The 15,790-nt window shown below is 61.6% G+C and carries 13 protein-coding genes and 2 pseudogenes; 7 read left to right on the top strand and 8 right to left on the bottom strand.

Annotated elements, in window-relative coordinates; all coding sequences use genetic code 11:
• Positions 1-124 precede the first annotated feature (124 nt).
• The 6 genes and pseudogenes from E4P82_RS19240 to E4P82_RS19215 all read left to right on the top strand — a co-directional run bounded on the left by E4P82_RS19240 (position 125) and on the right by E4P82_RS19215 (position 7,179).
• Complete coding sequence (locus E4P82_RS19240; protein ID WP_169250390.1) at positions 125-862, top strand: TnsA endonuclease N-terminal domain-containing protein; 738 nt, start codon at positions 125-127, stop codon at positions 860-862.
• A complete protein-coding gene (locus tag E4P82_RS19235) occupies positions 849-3,482 on the top strand; it encodes a TniB family NTP-binding protein (RefSeq protein ID WP_169250389.1) in 2,634 nt (877 codons plus the stop codon). Before E4P82_RS19240 ends, E4P82_RS19235 begins: the two co-directional genes overlap by 14 nt.
• Positions 3,483-3,495: 13 nt before the next feature.
• Complete coding sequence (locus tag E4P82_RS19230; RefSeq protein ID WP_169250388.1) at positions 3,496-4,299, top strand: ParB/RepB/Spo0J family partition protein; 804 nt, start codon at positions 3,496-3,498, stop codon at positions 4,297-4,299.
• Between the two features lie 786 nt (positions 4,300-5,085).
• A complete protein-coding gene (locus tag E4P82_RS19225; RefSeq protein ID WP_246327734.1) occupies positions 5,086-5,247 on the top strand; it encodes a ribbon-helix-helix domain-containing protein in 162 nt (53 codons plus the stop codon).
• Positions 5,248-5,400: 153 nt separating this feature from the next.
• Positions 5,401-6,190 (top strand): annotated as a pseudogene (locus tag E4P82_RS19220) (ParA family protein).
• A 164-nt stretch (positions 6,191-6,354) separates the two neighbouring features.
• The gene (locus tag E4P82_RS19215) at positions 6,355-7,179 is read left to right on the top strand and encodes a ParB/RepB/Spo0J family partition protein (RefSeq protein WP_169250386.1); all 825 of its coding nucleotides are present in this window, start codon (positions 6,355-6,357) and stop codon (positions 7,177-7,179) included.
• A gap of 243 nt (positions 7,180-7,422) precedes the next feature.
• Here the strand turns inward: E4P82_RS19215 and E4P82_RS19210 are convergent.
• From E4P82_RS19210 to E4P82_RS19180, 7 genes and pseudogenes are all read right to left on the bottom strand, one after another.
• Positions 7,423-8,437, bottom strand: a pseudogene (locus tag E4P82_RS19210) (transposase).
• 220 nt (positions 8,438-8,657) lie between these two features.
• Complete coding sequence (locus E4P82_RS19205; RefSeq protein WP_169250385.1) at positions 8,658-8,822, bottom strand: hypothetical protein; 165 nt, start codon at positions 8,820-8,822, stop codon at positions 8,658-8,660.
• Between the two features lie 91 nt (positions 8,823-8,913).
• On the bottom strand, positions 8,914-9,165 hold the full coding sequence (locus E4P82_RS19200; protein ID WP_169250384.1) for a YcbK family protein: 252 nt from the start codon (positions 9,163-9,165) through the stop codon (positions 8,914-8,916).
• Positions 9,166-9,612: 447 nt separating this feature from the next.
• On the bottom strand, positions 9,613-10,980 hold the full coding sequence (locus E4P82_RS19195; protein WP_169250404.1) for a glycerate kinase type-2 family protein: 1,368 nt from the start codon (positions 10,978-10,980) through the stop codon (positions 9,613-9,615).
• Between the two features lie 175 nt (positions 10,981-11,155).
• Positions 11,156-11,377, bottom strand: coding sequence for a hypothetical protein (locus tag E4P82_RS19190; RefSeq protein ID WP_169250383.1), 222 nt, complete (start codon positions 11,375-11,377; stop codon positions 11,156-11,158).
• Positions 11,378-11,500: 123 nt separating this feature from the next.
• Complete coding sequence (locus E4P82_RS19185) at positions 11,501-12,778, bottom strand: SLC13 family permease (protein ID WP_169250382.1); 1,278 nt, start codon at positions 12,776-12,778, stop codon at positions 11,501-11,503.
• 159 nt (positions 12,779-12,937) lie between these two features.
• On the bottom strand, positions 12,938-14,008 hold the full coding sequence (locus tag E4P82_RS19180) for a tartrate dehydrogenase (RefSeq protein ID WP_169250403.1): 1,071 nt from the start codon (positions 14,006-14,008) through the stop codon (positions 12,938-12,940).
• A gap of 117 nt (positions 14,009-14,125) precedes the next feature.
• Here E4P82_RS19180 and E4P82_RS19175 point away from each other — a divergent pair, with 117 nt between their 5' ends.
• Complete coding sequence (locus tag E4P82_RS19175) at positions 14,126-15,064, top strand: LysR family transcriptional regulator (protein WP_169250381.1); 939 nt, start codon at positions 14,126-14,128, stop codon at positions 15,062-15,064.
• A 138-nt stretch (positions 15,065-15,202) separates the two neighbouring features.
• On the opposite strand, the gene E4P82_RS19170 is transcribed toward E4P82_RS19175, so the two are convergent.
• Positions 15,203-15,778, bottom strand: coding sequence for a YcbK family protein (locus tag E4P82_RS19170; RefSeq protein ID WP_169250380.1), 576 nt, complete (start codon positions 15,776-15,778; stop codon positions 15,203-15,205).
• Between the last annotated feature and the right edge of the window lie 12 nt (positions 15,779-15,790).

Here is a 15,790-nt window from a genome sequence, read left to right as displayed (position 1 = left end):
CACCGATCAAGGGGTTAAGTGATTTTTCTCCAAAAGTCGTTGCGACTTTTCACAGAAGTGGCTGCGACTGGATTAAAATTCACAGGAGTGGGTGCGACTGGATTTGATTTCAAGCGATTTTATTATGGTGGCCCGTTCGATCCCCAAGAGCTACCGGAACGTCACCGGCCGGTTTGCCAGCGTCAAGAATCGGAACCCGATCGGGTTCGAGTCGACGCTGGAAAAGGATTTTTTCCTGCTCTTGGAGTTCGACCGGCGGGTCGAGTCGTTCGAGGAACAGCCGGTCACGATCCCGTACCATAACCCTGAAGGTCGACTCTGCCGCTACACACCCGACGTGCTGGTCCGCTATCGGCCGGAGCCGACTGGCCAACCCGGTGGACCGCCCGCCTTGTGCGAGGTCAAATATCGCGGCGATCTGCGCGAGCACGGTGCGGAGTACCGGCCTAAATTCACGGCGGCCCGGCACTATGCCCGCGACCGGGGATGGCGATTCCGCGTGGTCACGGAGCGGGAAATCCGCACGCCGCGGCTCGGGAACATCCGTTTTCTTTTGCGTTACCGCCCAATGCGGGTTGACGACACGGACCGCGATGCCTTGTTGACCGCGCTCCGGGCGCACGGCACGGCCACACCGGACGCCCTGCTGGCGCTGGCCTGTCTCAACCCTCTCCGGCACGCCGAGGCGTTGGCCACCTTGTGGCACCTGGTGGCGACCGGACAGATTGGAGTCGATCTCGATCGGTTGCTGACCCCCTACAGCGTGCTCCGAGCACGCACCGACGGTGGCGACGGCGGTGCCCGACACCCGGCGAACCCCGGTCTCGTGGATGCTGGCGAGGACGAAGATGACCCGCGCTAAAGACGGCCTCGCACCCTCTCCTCCCGATCTCGGCACGGTTTCCGAGGCGAGCTGGCGGATCGCGGAGGCGCGCTACGCCGCGATCCGCCCGCTGCTGGAAAGCGAACGGCGCTCGGCGGTGGACGTGGAGCGATGTGCCCGCCAGTCCGGGGTGGATCGGGCCACGCTCTATCGCTGGCTGGACCGCTACCAAGCGACGGGGCAGTGCTCGGCTTTGTTGCCGGGCAATTCCAAGGGGGGGCGCGGGGATAGCCGGTTGAGCGACCCTGTGGAAGCGCTCATCGCCGCGGTGATCGACGACCATTACTTGACGGCCCAGAAGCCGAGCGCGGCAGCCACGTACCAGGAACTGCGGCGGCGCTGCTATCAAGCTGGAGTCGCGGCCCCGCACATCAACACGCTGCGCGCGCGCATCGCCCGGATCGCCGGCCCGGTCCGGCTGCGCCGCCGCGAAGGGACCCGCGCGGCCCGGGATCGCCACGACCCGGTCGTGGGCGCGTTTCCGAACGCGGACTGGCCGCTGGCGGTGATCCAAATCGACCACACCCCGGCGGACGTGCTGGTGGTCGACGACCGCCAACGGTTGCCGATCGGTCGGCCCACCCTGACCGTGGCCATCGATGTGTTCAGCCGGGGGATCGCCGGTTTTTATCTCGCCCTGGACCCGCCCTGCGCCCTGTCGGTGGGACTCTGCCTGGCGCGGGCCATCCTGCCCAAGGAGACTTGGCTGGCCCGGCAGGGGATCGATGCCCCTTGGCCGATCGGCGGGCTGATGGATTGCGTCCACGCCGATAACGCGCCGGAGTTTCGGGGTGCGATGGTGCGGCGGGCCTGCGCCGAATACGGCATCGACCTGCACTGGCGACCGGTCGGGCGACCGCATTTCGGCGGTCATATCGAACGGCTGTGCGGCACGCTCAACCAGGCCATCCATGCCTTGCCGGGCACCACCTTTTCCAATCTCGCCGAGCGCGGGGATTACCCGTCGGCACAAAAGGCCGCGATGACGCTCGACGAGCTCGAACGCTGGTTGGCCGTCTACATCGCCCAGGTCTATCACCAGAAGCTCCACCAGGGCCTCGGGATGTCGCCACTCAAAAAATACCAACAGGGCATCTTGGGGAACGGCGAACGGCCCGGTTGTGGCCTGCGGCCGCTACCCGCCGATCCCGAACGGCTACGGCTCGATTTTCTTCCCTACGTGGAGCGGACGGTGCAACCCTACGGGCTGCGGATCGACGAAATCTACTATTACCACGACGTCCTCAAGCCGTGGATACGCGCCGCGCAGCCGGGGCCTGCGAAGCGGCCACGCACCTTCGTCGTGCGGCGGGACCCGCGCGATATCAGCACGGTTTTTTTCTTCGACCCCGAACTGAAGCAGTATTTTCCCATCCCTTACCGCCGGCTGGCGGCGCCGAGCATGAGCCTCTGGGAACTGCGCGAGGTGCGGCGTCGGCTCAAAGCCGAAGGCCGACACAGCATCGACGAAGCGGCGTTGTTTGCCGGTTACGAGCGTCTCCGCCAGATCGAAGCGCAGGCCCTCGACGCCACCCAAAACCGCCGCCGCGCCCAGCGGCGGGACCACCACCAACACCGCGAACCCCTCGATCCATCGGTCGGCTGCGCCGCGAGACTCGACGTTGACGGGGCCGATCTTCCCGAGGCCATCACCCCCCTTTGCCGACCGTTATGTCGGTCGCCGGCGCGAATGAACGCCGCCGCCGACAGCTCGCATCTGGACCCGAGCGCCCGCGCTCAGCTCGACCGCAGCCCGGACGAACGCTTGACGTGGCTGTTGCAGCCCCGCTGGATCGGCTATACCCAAGCGCAGACGGCACTGAGCCGGTTGGAGGCGTTGATGCGCCATCCGCCCACCCATCGCATGCCGAACGTGCTGCTGGTCGGGCCCACGAACAACGGCAAGACCTGCATCGTCCAGCAGTTTGCCGACCGTTATCCCGCTTTTCTCGCCGAGGATGGCGAGCGTCGCCTGTGCCCGGTCGTCACGCTGCAAATGCCGCCGGTTCCCGATGAAGGCCGGTTTTACGAAGAAGTGCTGGAACAGGTCCAAGCGCCCTACCGGTCGCGGCTCCCGGCCGGGTACAAACTGGTACAGACCCGTTTGCTGCTGCGTCATCTCAAGGTGAAAATGCTGATCATCGATGAGTTACACCATCTGCTGGCCAGCCGCCTCGAACCGCAGCGGATCGTGCTCAACACGCTGAAATTCCTCGGCAACGACCTGCAAATTCCCCTGGTGGGCGTGGGCACCGCCGACGCGCTGCGCGCCATTCAAACCGATCCGCAACTGGCCAATCGGTTCCGGCCGTTGGCGCTACCCAAATGGACCTTGAACGACGAGTACCGCAAGCTGCTGGCCAGCTTCGAACGCCTGCTGCCGTTGCGCCAACCTTCGCGCCTGCACGCGCCGGAAGTGGCCGCCGAATTGCTGGCCCTCAGCGAAGGTACCATCGGGGACTTGGCGACGGTGTTGAACCTGGCCACCGAGGCAGCGATCCGCTCGGGCCGGGAACGGATCGACCGCGCGCTGCTGCGCGAGCTGGATTGGGACCCTCCTTCCCTTCAGCGCCGACGGGCCAGCGAGTTGGCGGATTGACGGGAATGGTCTCGTGTGGCTCGAATTGGACCTGGATCGCCTGCGCCTGAGCGCCCAGCGCCCGCGGCGGCCGCTGCCTTGGCCGAGCGCCGCAGAGGTCGAAATCGTTCGGGCGCTGGGGTTCGTCGACCCGGTCACCGTCCGCCCCATCCCGGAGACGCGCCCGACCCACTACGAAATCGTGTCCGGCGAAAAACAGTGGCTCGCCGCGCAGAAAGCCGGATTGTCGAAAATCGCGGCGCTCGTCCGCGACGGTCTGGAAGATGAGGAGGTCCGGCGCGTGCGGCGCTTGTCTGCCGAAGGCGTCCCGCCGAACCCGATCCAAGAAGCGCGCGCACTGGAACAACAGGTGCGGCAAGGCATCAGCATCACCCGCGCTGGCGCCAGCCGAGGGTATTCCCGATCCGTCGCCTCCCATCTGCTCCGCCTGCTGCGCCTGGAACCGACCGTCCGGCGATGGATCGCCGAGGGGACGCTTTCCGTCGGTCAGGCCAAAGTCCTGGTCGGGCTGGAACCCAAGCGCCAGCTCGATCTGGCCCGCCGCATTCGCCGCGAGCGGCTGACCGTGCGGCAAGTCGAAGCCCTGATGCGCCAGATCCGCCGCGATCCCCGCGACCCGGCCACGATCCCGTTTGACGCCGACCCTCGCGATCCCGATCACGCGCGGTTCGAAGGCCGGTTATCCGAGCAGCTCGGCGTCCCGGTCACCCTGGAGTATGCTCGGGCAGGGTCCGGGCGCTTGATCCTCGCGTTCGACGATCTGGAAATACTCGATGGTTTACTCGAACGGCTCGGCTATCGCGACGAGGGGGGTTGAGGCCGTGGTGGACTCGGTGGGATCGCCCATCGCCTGTCTTCGGCGACCTCGCGACCCTTCGGGTCTGGCAACGTGGCTGGATTCGGGTTCATCGAGCTGGGCAGGGCGCAATGAGGGGGTCGCGTTCCCCGCCAGTCGCAACGCCTTCTGTGAAAAGTCGCAACGCCTTCTGGAGATAGTTATCCATCTTACGCCAGTCGCAACGCCTTCTGTGAAAAGTCGCAGCCACTTCTGGAGATGACACGAGAAATGATTCACATGACCCGAAGATCGTGTCACATGACACGGTCTTCGGGGGGAGGCGTGAAATTTATGTGGTTACCTCCAACAGCCGTTGCAACTTTCCACAGATCTGGTTACGACGGGTGTGAAACACGCAGCCATTTCCAGAAACTCGTTGCAGCTACTTCCAAAAGTGGTTGTAAACCACATGGCTTGTAGACAGTCTATCCAGGCCGTTGTACCTCCTGTCCGATTAAAGTGGTCAAACGCGAACCCAGTCATACTCGCTTCTGGTAAAATTCCAAGCGTTTCACAACACCTTAGCTGTGTTAAGGGCAAGACACGCCCGGTTAACCTGTAAAGTGAGCGATGCGGTAATGCCGCTAGCAGTAGGAACCCACCGAAGCGACTCAGGCGCGGCATTGAGGCACGCCTGAGCGCCGTAAGAATCTCCGCCATTCAGGCCGAGGAGGATGTCAAAAAAGCTTATCCACCTCTTACAATAATAAAGATTATCTTTCTTGAAACATTTTTAAACTCAAACGAGGTATATCCGTGACACGCATGACACGGATGGTAGGTTTTTCCATCCCACCGACGATGGCCGATGAGTTCGAGCGCATGGCTGAAGAAGAGCAGCGTACTAAGAGTGAGCTGTTCCGCGAGATGTTCCGGGTATACCGGAACTACCGACTCCAAAAGCAAAAAGGAGGGGACAAGCTTTGACCACCCAATAAACCAAGTGGTCGAGGAGACCCAGGTATCCTACCCGGTCACCTGACCGTGAAGGAAAACCGTACCTATATGCAGCCGGGAACTATCTTTTTTGTGGTAAGGAGCCCGGAGCAGTGGACTATCTGATCCAATAGCAAAACACCTATGAGCACCGTAATTGCGATTGCTAACCAGAAAGGGGGCGTGGGCAAAACTACTTCCACCATCAATTTGGCCTACGCGCTGGCGAACCGGGGGGAAGCGTGTGCTGGCGGTGGACGCCGACCCGCAAGCCAGTCTCACCATGTACTTCGATTATGACCCGAACGTCCTGGAAGAACAGGAGAAAACTCTGTATTTCTCTCTTTTGGGCGAGACGCCACTCGAAGCGCTAGTGTTGGGTAAAAACCCAGCTCTCGTACCATCCAGCATCGCGCTGGCTGACGCCGAGCCAGAACTCATCACCAACGTGCTTCTATCTGCCCCGACGGTATTACGGGACAAATTACGGGAAATCCGAGACTGCTACGATTTTGTGCTCATTGACTGCACGCCATCCTTGGGACTGTTGACCGTTAATGCCATGACGGCGGCCGATGCGGTTTTGGTGCCGGTTAAGACTGACCACCTCTCGTTTCGGGGCGTGGAACGGCTGTTCCAGACCATCGAGAAGCTCCAGCAGCGCCTGAACCCGACCTTGCAGATTTTCGGCGTACTGCCGACACAGTACAACCCGCGTAACTTGCACGACAACGAAACCTTGGAACGGGTCCGGGCGGGACTCAAATCACGCCGGGTTCGCATATTCGAACCAATTAACCGAAGTACCGCCTACGACAAGGCGAGCATGGAAGGTAAACCCACCCTCGAAATCGCGCCTACAACCCCCGGCGTGCAGGTGTATTACACCGTCGCTGATGCCTTAATCGAAACCTTTTATAGCAACCCTCCTTGAGTCGTGGAAGCGTGGATCGCCGAGCTAAATCCCCCTTGCCGCTGGCGCGGTGCCTCTCTTTGAAAAAGGGGGGTCAGGGGGGGATTTCCGCTCCTGAGTCGACCACAACTCATTGAGGAGAGCTATAGTCCTTCCAAACTTTATTAGTCATAAAACACACTTCCATGAATCCGCCCAAATCGAAAAAAGATTTCTTCTTTGGTACCTCGCCCGATTTGCCGAAAATCGTGGAAGTGAATTTGAGCGAGATTCACCCCAATCCGGACCAGCCTCGGAAAACGTTCGACGAGGAGAAATTGCGTGAACTCGCTCATTCTATCGAACGCCAAGGCTTGATCCAGCCGATCACCTTGAAGAAGCGCGACGCGAGCGAAGGGGGATACCTCCTTGTTGCCGGAGAGCGGCGGTTTCGGGCGCATCAACTTCTAGAAAAGACTACCATCCCCGCCATCATTACCCAGGGCAACCCCGATGAAATTTCCCTCATCGAAAACATCCAGCGCGAAGACCTGAACCCACTGGAGGAAGCCGAAGCCCTTGAACGAATGATGGCGCGCTACCACTACACCCAAGAGGAATTGGGGAAGGTGATTGGGAAAGCGCAGAACACCGTGAGCGAGACCTTGCAACTCAATAGCCTGCCTCTTCTTATCAAGGAAGACTATCGGACGTCCGATAGTCGTGTGGTGTCCAAATCCGCTCTCATCGAACTTACTCGTATTAAGGATGCCGACCAACAACGAATATTCTGGGAATCTATGAAGCGTGGCCAATGGACGGTTCGCGAGACCCGCCGGGCGAAGACGACCGCGAACCCGAGTGCGCCTGTCCAGGAAAAAGCTGTGGGGTCCGGTCGGGCATTTTTACGGAAGATACAGCGCATTGAGGTGATCGACGACGAGCATTACCAGGCTCTCGTCGAACTCAGCGAGGCACTCCGAGAGCATCTTTCCCGTTTGCGTCCCCCGGAGGAACACGGCGCCTCCTAGCAAATGTAAAACGAGTATCGGACGTCCGATACTCGTTTTGACATCAATCCACTCCGTCAATCTGAACCCACCGATTTTGATCGCTAAAGTGTTTGGAGAGCCTGCCGATTTTTTCACTGACGATTGTGCTCTATAATCCCTGTGGCTGCTTAAGACGGCACTGGGCTCAAACCACTGTTGTAAGCCGCATCTCTGGATAAGGTGGGAAGGGAAGAGAAGGACTGACCTACTGTCGCTTGGGTATCATGCAGCCTTTGGCATCATTAGGATCGCTTCAAGGCGCAAAGGGGTCGCCATGATGCCCAATCGCACGGCCGGTACCTCGCCGGTGGTCCAGTGTGGACGGATGAAGTTGTGTTGCAACAGATGCACGTCCAGAGTGCGTTGCAGCGCGTCGGCGTTCTTGGCATAGGTGTTGGTTCTGCGCCGAAAGGCACTGTTGCGCCGCCGTAAGGCCGCGTTGTGGCCTTCCAGATGATTGGCGTGGATGAGCGCCTTGGGAATATCGCGCGGGGTGTCGGGGATGTTCGGGTTGGGGGGCTTGATATTTCGGGCGCTTGGGACCGCGCCGATGCCGTTGACTGCCTTTGTTTTTGAGGCGTACCCGACAGCCTTTTGGCAACGTCTTGCGGGGACGGCCCCGCTTCCCGGTCCGCACCGTCTGGGCACAGAGTTCGAACAAGGCGTTGCCATAGCGGCGCTCCCCATCGGAGAGAAAGGTGGTGTCCTGGGTCCGCTTCATGTACATGGCCACCGAGCGCATGACCTTTTTAAACAAGATGGCGTCTTTGCGACCGCACTGCTGCTCCACCAAAAACCGGCTGGCCCGTTCCAGGATGATGGCCGTCCAGCCGGTCGAGTCCGATGGGTGAACCCGTTGGCCGACCACTGTGTAAATCTCATCCCCTTCAAACGTCAATTGGATGAAGACATGGCACAACCCGTAGAGCATCAAGGTGGGTTTCATCCCAGCAAAACGGCGTTCCCACTCGGCGAGGGTATTCTTGTGGGTACCCAGAATCCGGGCCGTCGCGCGCAGTCCCAGCCCTTCTCCGCGCAACCGCAGTGCCGCCGCCACCTTGCTGATCGGCGTCTTGATGCCCTGCATCGGGGTGCCCGTCGTCTCCGAAAAGACCTCTCCACAGCTCGTACAGGCGTGGAGGCTTCGGGTTCCGTTGTGAACCGTCTCATAGCGACCGTGGCCGGTGGTGTCACGGGAACCACAGACCGGGCAAACCAGCATCGTCAGCGTTTTCATCACCCCAGTAGAACTCACCCAACGACTCGACACTAGGGTCAATCCAGTGGTTTAAGCCCAGTGCCCTTAAGACAAGACCTTCCACGACTTGGTAGTTGAACGCTACAAGCGCGCTACAATCATCCTAGCGATAGCCTCGGTTTTATCGAGTGGAATGACGCCATCCCTGCGGCAACATGTTGGATACAGCCGGTGGGTGGTGCGTGATTTATTCGACTGATCAGGGCCGAACCCCTATCCGCTCCAGCACCCCCTCCAGGATTTCCAGGTTGGTGAACTCGACCACCAAGCGGCCCCGGTCGTCCCCGTCGCAATTGACTGTCACCGGCATTCCAAGTTGTTCCGCCAGTCCGGTTTTCAATCGGGCGAGGTCGAGTTCCTTCATCGATGGAGTGGGCGGGGTTCCGAAGCCGAAGTGTTACTAGCAAACGCGGCGGTGGCGGAACAATCGGTTATCAGGGTGAAAACAGGTGGGTTTATCCCCGCCACATCCGCACCGGTCCAGTATCGACGTGGACGAAGGTCGGATACACACCCACGCCGCCACCGTTGAATTTCAAGGCCAGCTTCGCCAAGACCGGACTCGGAATCCCCGCCACGGTGAAGTCCACCGCCTGACCGCTGAGATGCCGGGAATGGACCGCCGCCCCTTCGGTGTTCGCGTTCGTGTCCAGCGTCCGATAGCCGCTGTTGATCCGCAGCGGCTGGCGGATACCGCAGGATCGCATCCAGGCTTGGTTGACCGGCGGCGATATCGACCAGTGCCACCTTGTGGCCCTGCGGCACGGGCTCGGTCAGGACCAAGCCGCAGGGAAAACGGGTGCCGGCGGGCAGACCGTTGGTATTGGCGATGATCGCCACGTTGTCCTCGGGATGAATTTTGATGTAGAAGGGTTCGGCTGTGGGGGCGTGCTGATGGGCGGACATGAGGGTTGGCTCTCCTGATCGAATAAGTGGCAAGCGGTTGGCCGGACATCTGTTTCTCGCGCCGGGTCCGGTGGATCACACCGCGTGACCCGATGGCGCGCGGGAATCACGTCGCCGTGCTCCGCGCAGTGGTGGGTGACGATGACCACACCGTCACCGGTGGTGAACCCGTATCGGGTCACGCCTCGCGCGCAGTGGGGGCACCGTTCGATGGGGGTCGATGGAAATTTTGTGGCGTCGTTCATCGCTCACTCCGCACCGCAATGGGGATCGGCCGCAATCGGAACTGGTGGGGCCGAATCGCCGGTCGAGGGTGGCGCGGATGCACCGGGCCTAGCGGCTTCGGCCACCAGGATCGCCCGAAAGTCGTTGACGTTGGTCAGGGTCGGGCCGGTGATCACCGAATCACCCAAGGCTTGGAAGAAACCGTGACCGTCGTTGTCGGCCAAGCTGTCGCGGGGTTTGATGCCCAGACTCCAGGCGCGCGCCAGGGTGTCCGGCGCGAGGTAAGCCCCGGCGATGTCCTCTTGGCCGTCCACGCCGTCGGTGTCGCCGGCCAGGGCGTGAATGCCGGGATGGCCGTCCAAGGCGATGCCGAGCGCCAGCAAGAACTCGACATTGCGTCCGCCGCGCCCTTGGCCGCGCACCGTCACGGTGGTCTCACCTCCGGAGAGCAGCACGCAGGGCGCCGCGAACGGCTGGCCACGCAACGCCACTTGCCGAGCGATGCCCGCCATCACCGTACCCACGTCACGGGCTTCGCCTTCCAGGCTGTCACCCAGAATATGAACGGGGATGCCCGTCGGTTTCGCCACGGCGGCGGCGGCTTCCAGTGCCAGTTGCGGGGTGGCGACCAGATGGATTTCGCTATGGGCCAGCCGGGGATCGCTCGGCTTGATGGTTTCACCCGCACCGCTTTCGAGTAAGTGCCGCGCCGCCGCCGGCAGCTTGATGCCATGGCGGCCGGCGATGGCCAGCGCGTCGGCGCAAGTGGTCGGATCAGCGACCGTCGGTCCGGAAGCGATATCCATCGGGTTGTCGCCCGGCACGTCGGAGATCAGCAGGCTGATGACGCGGGCGGGATGACAGGCCGTCGCCAGCCGGCCGCCCTTGATCGCCGATAGATGGCGGCGCACGCAGTTCATTTCCGAGATCGTCGCGCCGCTGTGGAGCAGCGCTCGATTCACCGCCTGCTTATCCGCCAAGGTCAGCCCTTCCCCCGGCAGCGGCAATAGGGCCGAACCGCCGCCGGAGATCAGGCACAGCACCACATCGTCTGGACTCAAGCCGCTCACCCGTTCCAGCATCCGCCGGGCGGCGGTCTCCCCGGCGGCGTCCGGCACCGGATGCGCGGCCTCCACGATCTCGATGCGCTGGCAGGGCACGGCGTAGCCGTAACGGGTGACGACCAGTCCGGACAGCTCGCCCGGCCAGTGCTGTTCCACCGCCCGGGCCATCGCCGCCGACGCTTTGCCGGCGCCAATCACCACCAGGCGACCCTGGGGCGGTTGCGGCAGGTAGGGCGGGACGCAGCGTGCCGGTTGCGCCGCCGCGATGGCGGCTTCGAACATCGCTCGCAACAACACCTTGGGATCGAGGTTACTCGGTACGTTCATGAAATCATCCTCCAGCGGGGGCCGCAATTTCTCTAAGGTGAACTGGTGATGGCAGGGCGAAAGCCAGCGCCCGATGCCTGATTTATTACCGATCTCGTGGTTGGCCATGATTTTCAGCGCCAATACCAGCGCCGAATGATCCCAATCCGCACCATCGTGGGCGGCGCAAGCTGCCTTACCGATGGCCACCCGAGGGGATACGTCGCCAGGACTCGGAGTGCACCGGCAAGGTTTCAGAGCCGGGCTCCAGCGGAATCTCCAGGCGCCGGTCCTGTACCCGCGGCACGCGCGCCGCCGTCTTGCGGGGATCGGCCGCCTCGACTCCCGCCATGAAGATCGCTCTGACCGGGTCGCGCAGGATATGAACTTCGGAAGAAGCGGGGAAAGATTTAGACATGGGTGGTGTAAACCCCGTGAGTTTTCGCTCTTCAAACATACCGTTCTCCTGGGGGTGAATGGGCGATGCGGTGAAGGAGCCCCATTTCTGGGGCTGGGGTGGTCAAGTGAATCTGCCTGTCGATCAGCTCGGGAAGAACGGGTAGAACAAGAGAAGCAGGGAAATACTGACGGCGCCTGACACCATGATCAGGGGGAGACCGGCTCGGACATAGTCCATGAATCGGTAACCACCCGCCGCGAGCACCATCGTATTGGCCGGCATGCCGATAGGCGTTGCGTACGCGCAGGAGCCCCCGATGACGATGGCCATCATGACCGCCCTTGGATCGGCGCCGATGCTGGTGGCGATCGAGATGCCGATGGGTACGAGTAGCGCGGTGGTTGCCGTGTTGGACATGAAGTTCGTGAGCGCGCAAGCAATCGCGAAGATCACGATCAGGAGCAGAGCAGGTGATGGGGTATCGCCGAGCAGGCCCATGATGGTTGTGGCGACGGCGGCGCCTGCTCCTGTGGTTTCGAGAGCCGTGGCGAGTGACAGCGTCCCTCCGAAGATGAAAATGGTCTGGGAGTCGATCGCCTTATACGCCTGCTTTTCGGTCAGCACCCCGGTCAGGACAATAAGAACCGCGCCGACCGAACCAATGATGTGCAGCGGGATACCGATGCCGCGCTCGAAAATCATTCCCACTATGGTCAAGAGAAGAATTCCAAGCGACAGGTATTGCTTCCATTTCGGGACGGCGGCGTAGTCCACATTCGTTCCATGGGATGAGTCGTAGGGATCTGCCGTCTTGTCGCCACTCGGAAGGAGGCGGTGCCCGAAGAACGCGAAGTACGCGATGCCACACAGGAGCATGGGCAGTCCGATCTTCCCGTACTCGAAGAAGTTGAACCCCTCTCCGATCTTCTGCAGCGCGCTTTGCGCAATCAAATTGCCGGGTGCCCCAATCAGGCTCAGATTGCCGCCCATTGCCGCCGCAAAGACCAGCGGCATCAGAAGCCTGGACCGTGCAAAGCCTGATTTCGCCGCGATGCCGATCACAACCGGGATGAGAACGGCGGCGGTCCCCGTATTGGAAAGCACCCCGGAAAGTAGCCCTACGATCACCATGATGGCCACGATGAGCTGGCGTTCCGTCTTGGCAAAGCGGGTCACAAGACCACCGATCTTGTTGGCCATCCCCGTTTCGAACAGCGCGCCACCGACAACGAACATCGCCACGAACAGAATGACATTGGTGTTGATAAAGCCATTGAATGCGACCTTTGCATCCAGTACGCCGGTCAATACAAGTGCTAGGCACACGATTACCGACGTGAGCGCGAGCGGAATCTTTTCCCAAACAAACATGACGGTTGCAAACAGCAGCAACAGCAACGTAATGGCCATCGGACTCATTGCAATCTCCTCCTAACGTGCGTATTGACCGCCGACAACGGTTGTCGGCGGTCAGGGAAGACCGCAACGCCACGGTCGAAGTAGCGCTGTAGGTCTTCTTCTTATCGATGTGTTTTGGCCCAGCCCGGCGTGAAATGTGCCTGTGGTAGCGGTCAGGGTTTATGCCCCGATGAGGAACTGACACACTGCCTGGGTGACCTGGGCCGTGGTGGCCTTGCCGCCGAGGTCGCCGGTGTGCAGCGCCGGATTGGCGGTGACGCTTTCGATAGCGACCATCACCCGCTTGGCGGCTTCGGCTTCGCCCAGATGCTCCAGCAGCATCACCACCGACCAGAAGGTGCCGACCGGGTTGGCCAGCCCCTTGCCCATGATGTCGAAGGCTGAGCCGTGAATCGGCTCGAACATTGACGGGTAACGGCGTTCCGGGTCGATGTTGCCGGTGGGCGCGATGCCGAGGCTGCCGGCCAGCGCGGCGGCCAGGTCGGACAGGATATCGGCGTGCAGGTTGGTGGCGACGATAGTGTCTAGCGAGGCCGGCTTGTTGACCATGCGCGCGGTCATCGCATCGACCAGCTCCTTATCCCACTTCACGTCGGGAAACTCGGGGGCCACCTCGCCGGTGATCTGGTCCCACATCACCATCGCGTGGCGCTGGGCGTTGCTCTTGGTGACGACGGTCAACTGCTTGCGGGGGCGGGATTGCGCCAGCTTAAAGGCGAAGCGCAGGATGCGCTCGACGCCAGCGCGGGTCATCATCGACACGTCGGTGGCTGCTTCGATGGGATGGCCCTGATGGACGCGTCCGCCGACGCCCGAGTATTCGCCTTCGGAATTTTCGCGGACGATCACCCAGTTCAAATCTTCCGGCTTGCAGCGCTTCAGCGGGGCGTCAATGCCGGGCAAGATGCGGGTCGGGCGAACGTTGGCGTATTGATCGAGGCCCTGACAAATTTTCAGCCGCAGGCCCCACAGCGTGATATGGTCGGGGATGTCGGGATCGCCGGCTGACCCGAACAGGATCGCGTCCTTGTCGCGTAGAGCGTCGAGGCCATTGTCGGGCATCATCACCCCGTGCTGGCGATAATAGTCGCCGCCCCAGTCAAAATCCTCGAATTCGAAACGGAAGGTAGAACTGGAAGCAGCCAGGGTTTCCAGTACCTTGCGGCCTGCCGGCACCACTTCCTTGCCAATGCCGTCACCGGGGATCGTGGCGATGCGATACGTTTTCATCATCTCTCTCCTTTGGAGGTTGGGGGATAAGGCAGGGGTAGTGTAGGTCCCGGATAAACGGCAAAATCGCGCCTAAACTCAATCTATCCTTAACTTGAAGTTAACAATGGCCATGTCGTGAGTGCTGCCATCCAACCCGGAGAATTAGCTTTTTTTGTCGCCCTGATCGGTCGCGGCAGTTTGAGCGCGGCGGCCCGCGAGTTAGGCATCACCACGGCCGCCGCCAGCAAACGGCTGGCGCAGATGGAGGCACGGGCCGAAGTCGCCTTGATCAACCGCACCACCCGCCGCCTGAGCCTGACGCCGGAAGGGGAAGTGGTGTTGGAGCACGCACGGCGCATCCTGCGCGAGATCGACGACCTCGATCAGCTATTGGCGAAGTCGAAGAGCGCCCCTAAGGGCTTGCTACGGGTGAATGCCACGCTGGGCTTTGGCCGACTGCACGTCGCGCCCGCCCTCTCGCGCTACGTGCGGCGCTACCCGGAAGTGGACGCGCAGTTGACGCTGTCGGTCAGCCCACCGCCGCTGGCCGACGACCAGTACGACGTGTGCATCCATTTCGGCGAACCGCCGGACGCGCGGGTGATCGCTCGGCGGTTGCTGTCGAACCGGCGGCTGCTGTGCGCCGCGCCCGACTACCTAGTGGCGCGCGGCGCACCGATAGCACCGCGGGACTTGACGCGCCACAATTGCATCAGCATCCGGCAAGGCGACGATCCTTACGGCGTGTGGCGGCTCATCGGGGGCGAAGGGGGCAAGGAGCGGTCGGAAACCGTCAAGGTCAGAGGCAACCTGACCACCAACGACGGCGAGATCGCGGTGCGGTGGACGCTCGACGGTCACGGCATCTTGATGCGGGCCGAGTGGGACATTGAGCGCTATCTGCGCAGCGGTCAATTGGTGCAAGTATTGCCTGACTATCAGACGCCCGACGCCGATGTGTACGCGGTCTATCCGCAACAGCGCCGAATGTCAACGCGCATCCGCACCTTCATCGATTTTTTGGCGGATTTCCTGGTGCGTTTCAGGACAGAGTCGGCGTCGGAAAGAACGTAGGCGAACAACTTAAACCGTTCGCTTACGGTAAGCTTGTTACACGACGTTGAAATCCGTCCACGTCGGCCGGCGAGTCATCCGCCGTTCCGGTGGATAAACGATCCCGCTCCGATACCCATTTGAAAAACATCGGATGGGTCACCCCCGCCACATCCGCACCGGTCCAGTATCGACGTGGACGAAGGTCGGATACACACCCACGCCGCCACCGTTGAATTTCAAGGCCAGCTTCGCCAAGACCGGACTCGGAATCCCCGCCACGGTGAAGTCCACCGCCTGACCGTTGAGATGCCGGGAATGGACCGCCGCCCCTTCGGTATTCGCGTTCGTGTCCAGCGTCCGATAGCCGCTGTTGATCCGCAGCGGCTGGCGGATACCGCAAGACCGCATCCAGGCTTGCATCCCAAACAGCAGGTGGATGAGCTTCACATCCATGCGGGCGACCTGTTCGGCGCGGACGTCCCGCAGCAGGTAGCACAGCAGGGAATAGCCATCCGGGATCAGGGTCTGGTCCTGGAAGTAGAGGATTTGACCCTCTTCCTGGGTTTGCACCCGATGCAGCCACAGGGTCCGGTCGGGGAACGAGGCCGACGCCGGGTCACCGGGTGGAAGGGTGGCGCCAGCGGCCACGCCAGCGCGATCCATGCCCAGCGGAAGACCGCTTCCGAACAACAGACCAGCGGCGGTTTGCAGAAGATGGCGGCGGGAGAGCATGACGCACACCTC

The organism is Candidatus Competibacter phosphatis (assembly GCF_012939995.1).
Taxonomy (GTDB): Bacteria; Pseudomonadota; Gammaproteobacteria; order Competibacterales; family Competibacteraceae; genus Competibacter; species Competibacter phosphatis.
Note: the sequence above shows the minus strand (reverse complement) of the source record. Positions and strands in the feature narration are given on the sequence as shown.